A 5,733-nucleotide genomic window follows, 5' to 3' on the forward strand; every position below is an offset into this window, starting at 1 on the left:
CGACCAGGCCGGCCTGCAGGGGCGCGCCGGTGGCGAGGGCGATGCCGAGGGACAGGGGGAGGGCGATCAGGAAGACCGCGATGGAGGCCGATACATCGGCGCCCGCGACGCGGAAGCGGCGGTGCGGGGGCGGCGGCGGGCTGTGGGGCGGGTGGACGCGCTTCGTCCGACTCTCGTTCGTATTCGAGTCGGTGGCGCGGGTGGGTACGCAGGCTGACATGTCTTCCCGTCTCCTCCGGGGCAGCGCGGTCGCGGAACTGGTGGTCCCCGTCGATGGCGGGGGTCGGTCGCGGCCGTGGGTCACGGCGTGCAGCGGCGGGATATCTCAACGCTCGGTAAATGGATCGTAATGCAGAGTAAAGGTCAAGCATAGACTTTGCGGGCAAATAGCCTAATAAGTCACCGCAGAGAGTGAAGTGAGAATTTCATCGGCTTGTCGTACTAATCCCACCTTCGGCCCCGTGCGACCTTGGCGGCGCTGCTGGGAATCCCGGCACATCGCCAGAAAACGCCCTGATCGGCGTCGGTCCGAACGAAGGAAGAAGGTGGGCGGACATGGCCGCCACCCAGAGGATCACCGCGGGCGCCGTGATCGCCGCGGCCTGTGCCGCGTCGCTCGCCGGTTGCGCGATCGGTGACAACGGTTCCCCGCACGGAGCGCACGGTCCGCACAAGGCGGCGCCCGCCCCGGCACCCAAGAGCGGAGTCCGCCTGATCGGGGACGGCTCCACGTCGTACACCGGGGCGCAGCCCCACCTGCCCAGACCCGAGCGGCTCAAGCCCGGTCAGAAGCCCCCGCAGTTTGTGGTCTTCTCCTTCGACGGCGCCGGCGAGGACAGCCAGAAGCTGTTCTCCCACTTCCGCAAGGTCTCCAAGGCCAACCACGCGAACATGACGTACTTCCTCAGCGGCGTGTACATGCTGCCGGAGGACAAGCGCGACCTCTACAAGCCCCCGGAGCACTCGCCCGGCAGCTCGGACATCGGCTTCAACGACGAGCAGGGCATCTCCGACACCGTGAAGCAGCTGCGCCTGGCGTGGCTGGAGGGCAACGAGGTCGGCACCCACTTCAACGGTCACTTCTGCGGCAAGAACGGCGGGGTCGGCGAGTGGTCGGTCGCCGAGTGGAAGAGCGAGATCGCCCAGGCGAAGCAGTTCGTGAAGAGCTGGAAGACCAACTCCGGGATGAAGAAGGCCTCTCCGCTGCCCTTCGACTACGACAAGGAACTCGTCGGCGCCCGCACGCCCTGCCTGGAGGGCCAGGCCAACTTCATGAAGGCGGCGAGCCAGTTGGGCTTCCGCTACGACACCAGCGGCGTCAACGACCAGATCTGGCCCAAGAAGAAGGAGGGGCTGTGGGACCTGTCCATGCAGCTCGTCCCCTTCCCCGGCCATTCCTACGAGCAGTTGACCATGGACTACAACTTCATGGTCAACCAGTCCGGCACGCTGACCCAGGGCGACCCCGACAAGTACGACCAGTGGGGCGACGAGATGCGTGACGGCCTGCTCAAGGGCTTCGACCGGGCCTACGACGGCAACCGCGCGCCCCTGGTCATCGGCAACCACTTCGAGTCCTGGAACGGCGGCACCTACATGCGTGCCCTCGACGAGGTCATCGAGAAGGTCTGCAACAAGCCCGAGACCCGCTGTGTCTCCTTCCGGCAGCTGGCCGACTGGCTGGACGCCCAGGACCCGCAGACCCTGGCGAAGCTGCGCACCCTGAACGTCGGCGAGGCACCGAAGCCGGGCTGGACGTCCTTCCTGACCGGCCGCCCCGCCCCGGCCCCGAAGGGCGTGCCCGGGGCGCCGGCGGTCAAGCAGTAGAGGGTCCAGAGGGGGCGCGCCTCACACCGAAGCGGTGACGCTCTCGTCGAGCACGAAACCGGGGTCGACCTGCGCCGCCAGGTCGGCCCCGGTGCGCTCGTTGCCCCAACTCCGCGCGTTCTTCAGGTGGAAGTGCACCATCTGCTGCGTGTAGCGCTCCCAGTCACGCAGTTCGTACGTCGCGTCGGCGGCGATCTCCAGCATGCGCAGGGCGCGGCGGTTGACGTCCTCCAGGAGCTCGAACCGGGGCGGGCGGCCCTTCTCCATGGCGCGCACCCAGTCCGAGTGCCCCACCGTCACCAGCAGGTCGTCCCCGACTTCGGCGCGGAGGAAGTCGAGGTCGTCCTGACCCTGCACCTTGTTGCCGACGACCTTCAGGACGACTCCGAAGTCGCGGGCGTACTCCTTGTACTGGCGATAGACGGAGACCCCCTTCCGGGTCGGCTCGGCCACCAGGAACGTGATGTCGAAGCGGGTGAACATGCCGGAGGCGAAGGAGTCCGAGCCCGCCGTCATGTCCACCACGACGAACTCGTCGCGCCCGTCCACCAGGTGGTTCAGGCACAGCTCCACCGCTCCCGTCTTGGAGTGGTAGCAGGAGACCCCCAGGTCGGCGTCCGTGAAGGGGCCCGTGACCATCAAACGGGCGGCGCCGCCGTCGAGTTCCACCGAGCGCGCGCAGGTGTCGTAGACCGGATTGTTCTCGCGCACCCGCAGCAGCCGGGAGCCGGCGCCGGGCGGGGTGGTCTTGATCATCGTGTCGGCGGAGGTGATACGCGGGTTGCTGCCGCGCAGGTAGTCCTTGATCAGGGGGAGGTGTTCGCCCAGTGCGGGCAGTGCGGCGGCCTCCGCCTCGTCCAGGCCGAGCGCGGGGCCCAGATGCTGGTTGATGTCCGCGTCGACGGCGACGACCGGTTGGGCGGTGGCCGCGAGGTGGCGGACGAACAGGGAGGACAGGGTGGTCTTTCCGCTGCCGCCCTTCCCGACGAAAGCAATTTTCATGTTCACGAAGAGTAGTCGGGCCATAGCTGTATGTGGCAGGTGTGCGTGAAGAAGACCACTCCATCGTGGGGTGCGCGGCCGGGATGGCTACTGTCGTACTCATGAGTACGACAGGTGCGACCGCCGATCCGCTAGCGGCCCTGGGCACGCTGCCCGGAGTGGCCGAGTCCGTCGAGTCCATGCGCAAGGCCGTGGACCGGGTCTACGGGCACCGGGTCATGCGGCGCCGCAGCAACGAGATCACCGCCGAGGCGGCACTGCGCGGAGCGCGTGGTTCCGCCGCGCTGTCCGGGGCCGACTGGGCACTCGAAGAGGTCCGTCGGCGCACCGACTTCAGTGGTGACGCGGAGGCCCGCACGATGGGCGCGGCCCTTCGGCTGAACGCGGAGGCGGGCCAACTGCTGTCCATCTGGCGGCAGTCGCCCCTCCGGGTGCTCGCCCGGCTGCACCTGGTGGCCGCCGCGAGCAAGGAGGGCGAGGTCGGACGGCCGCGCCAGGAAGGGGAGCCGGTCGACGAGCCGCTCGTCGAACTGCCGCTGCCCGGTGCGGCCGAGGTCTCGGGGCGCCTGGACGGACTCTCGGAGCTGATCATCGCGGGCGGTTCGGTACCGGCGCTGGTGACGGCCGCCGTCGTGCACGGCGAACTGCTCGCACTGCGCCCCTTCACCTCCCACAACGGGCTCGTCGCGCGCACGGCCGAGCGGATCGTCCTCATCGGCAGCGGTCTCGACCCGAAGTCCGTGTGTCCGGCGGAGGTCGGCCACGCCGAGCTCGGGCGCGCGGCCTATCTGGCGGCGCTGGACGGCTATGTCTCCGGCACTCCGGAGGGCATGGCCGCGTGGATCAGGCACTGCGGGCGGGCCGTCGAGCTGGGGGCGCGCGAGTCGACGGCGGTGTGCGAGGCGCTGCAGCGCGGAGCCGCCTGACGCAAGGAAACGGCCCCCTACGTAGGAGGCCGTTACGGGTTGCGGCGGTACGAGGATTCGTACCGCCGCTGGCATGTTCCACCGGGTTACCAAGCGTCCTCGAAATATTGCCCATCAGGTCGGGAACATTGCCCGTCACCTGGTGCGGCTGGCCCGTAATCGACGGGTCGACGTCGCGTGGGTGCTCGGTGTTCATGCGCGGTCCGTGGGGCCAAATGCGTTATTAAGGTGATCCTTTCGGATGTCCTTGGTCTCGCGGGCCGTTGAGTCCTTTGTACTCCCGCGCCGGAGGAAGCGGAACCCCTTACCGCGCTTCTTTACTTTTACGTTCAAAGGGTCACTAACCGGCGTAAACGGTCGCCGCCCTGCGTCGGCTCGCGTACCAGACGAGCCCCGCGGTGGCCGCCGCGGCGCCCACCGCCGCGGCCACGACCAGTGCCGGACGGGGCGGCACGGAGAGCGTGGGCAGCCGCTGCTTGAGCCTGACCGGCCGGTTGAAGTCCAGAATCGGCCACCCGCGCGCGATGGCCTCGCGGCGCAGTGTGCGGTCCGGGTTCACGGCGTGGGGATGGCCCACGGACTGGAGCATCGGCACATCGGTCACCGAGTCGCTGTAGGCGTAGCAGCGGTCGAGGTCGTAGCCCTCGGACTGGGCCAGCTCCTTGATGGCCTCGGCCTTCGTCGGGCCGTACGCGTAGTACTCCACCTCGCCCGTGAAGCAGCCGTCGTCGCCCACGACCATGCGGGTCGCCACCACCCGGTCCGCGCCCAGGAGTTCACCGATCGGCTCGACCACCTCGGCGCCCGACGTGGACACGATCACGACATCGCGGCCGGCGCGGTGGTGCTCCTCGATGAGGGAGGCCGCCTCGTCGTAGATGATCGGGTCGATCAGGTCGTGCAGTGTCTCGGCGACGATCTCCTTGACCTGCTGGACGTTCCAGCCGCGGCAGAGTGCGGACAGGTACTTGCGCATCCGCTCCATCTGGTCGTGGTCGGCGCCGCCGGTGAGGAAGACGAACTGCGCATAGGCGGTCCGCAGGGCGGCCCTGCGGTTGATCAGTCCGCCTTGGTAGAAGGACTTGCCGAAGGTGAGCGTGCTCGACTTCGCAATGACCGTCTTGTCCAGGTCAAAGAAGGCTGCTGTGCGGGGCAAGGAGTGGTTTTCCACAACCCAGAGCATAGGCGCAGCCCATTCGGCGTAAGGTGTGGCGCGTGGGTTTGCCTGAGAGGGCTCTCGGGTACACCATGGAAGTCACGGATCGTTCGCGACCGTGCTAACGCGGCCCGGCTCCTCCCCCCCCCGAGTCGGCCGTGAAGGCGACCCCCACTCTCCCCCCCGGTGGGGGTCGTCGCATGTCCGGACCCGTTTTCCCATCCTGTGCGTGGTCGTGAGGCCATCCCGAGGCGGCTGAGGCCGCCTTTTTTCATGCCCAGAGCTCGTCACTGTGAGTAGTTGATGGGCTGCGCTGCGGAACTCGCACAGAGGTCAGTACGGGGGTCACCGGTATGGGTGATGGCGATATTCACAGGCCCTGCGTTGTCCACAGTTTTCGACCAAGATCCACACGATTTCCGTGATGCCCGCACCGTGATTCCAACGCGTCCTCGCTCGCGGCGAGTTCATGGCCGGTTCCGTTTGTCGGACGCGTTCGGCCGGTTTCTGTCGGCCGTGCATATGGAGGCCGATCGCCGGTTCTTCACACGTTTGGGAATCGCGTGACCGCAGGGGCCACGCGAGAGACACAGCGATGGGGGATGGAAAACATGGCCGGAACTGTCACACACGATCCGCCACCCGCCGCCGGAGGGCGGCAGGGCGGACCACTGATCGTCACCGAGGACGCCCAACTCCTCGACGACCTGCTGCGTCTGTGCGCGGCGGCCGGCGCGACACCCGAGGTCCATCACGGGGTCCCGGAGCGCCGCGGCGGCTGGGAGACGGCGCCGCTCGTCCTGGTCGGCGACGACGCGGCAC

General features: G+C 68.0%; 5 protein-coding genes and 1 pseudogene. 3 read left to right on the forward strand and 3 right to left on the reverse strand.

The window, feature by feature from the left end; genetic code table 11:
- Positions 1-220: hypothetical protein (locus R6V09_RS44275; protein WP_317887144.1), on the reverse strand; the 220-nt coding region annotated here is incomplete at its 3' end.
- 335 nt (positions 221-555) lie between these two features.
- On the opposite strand from R6V09_RS44275, the gene R6V09_RS44280 reads away from it, so the two are divergent.
- Positions 556-1,827 (forward strand): hypothetical protein, encoded by a 1,272-nt coding sequence (locus R6V09_RS44280; protein WP_317887145.1) that lies wholly within the window; start codon positions 556-558, stop codon positions 1,825-1,827.
- A 21-nt stretch (positions 1,828-1,848) separates the two neighbouring features.
- Here the strand turns inward: R6V09_RS44280 and R6V09_RS44285 are convergent, their stop codons facing one another.
- Positions 1,849-2,829 (reverse strand): ATP-binding protein, encoded by a 981-nt coding sequence (locus R6V09_RS44285; RefSeq protein ID WP_317887146.1) that lies wholly within the window; start codon positions 2,827-2,829, stop codon positions 1,849-1,851.
- 101 nt (positions 2,830-2,930) lie between these two features.
- Between R6V09_RS44285 and R6V09_RS44290 the strand changes: the two genes are divergently transcribed.
- On the forward strand, positions 2,931-3,755 hold the full coding sequence (locus R6V09_RS44290) for an oxidoreductase (RefSeq protein ID WP_317887147.1): 825 nt from the start codon (positions 2,931-2,933) through the stop codon (positions 3,753-3,755).
- Between the two features lie 340 nt (positions 3,756-4,095).
- On the opposite strand, the gene R6V09_RS44295 is transcribed toward R6V09_RS44290, so the two are convergent.
- A complete protein-coding gene (locus R6V09_RS44295; protein ID WP_317887148.1) occupies positions 4,096-4,938 on the reverse strand; it encodes an HAD family hydrolase in 843 nt (280 codons plus the stop codon).
- Positions 4,939-5,522: 584 nt separating this feature from the next.
- Here R6V09_RS44295 and R6V09_RS44300 point away from each other — a divergent pair.
- Positions 5,523-5,733, forward strand: a pseudogene (locus tag R6V09_RS44300) (septum site-determining protein Ssd); the annotation flags it as partial.

It is taken from the genome of Streptomyces sp. W16 (assembly GCF_033194735.1).
Classification (GTDB): Bacteria; Actinomycetota; Actinomycetes; order Streptomycetales; family Streptomycetaceae; genus Streptomyces.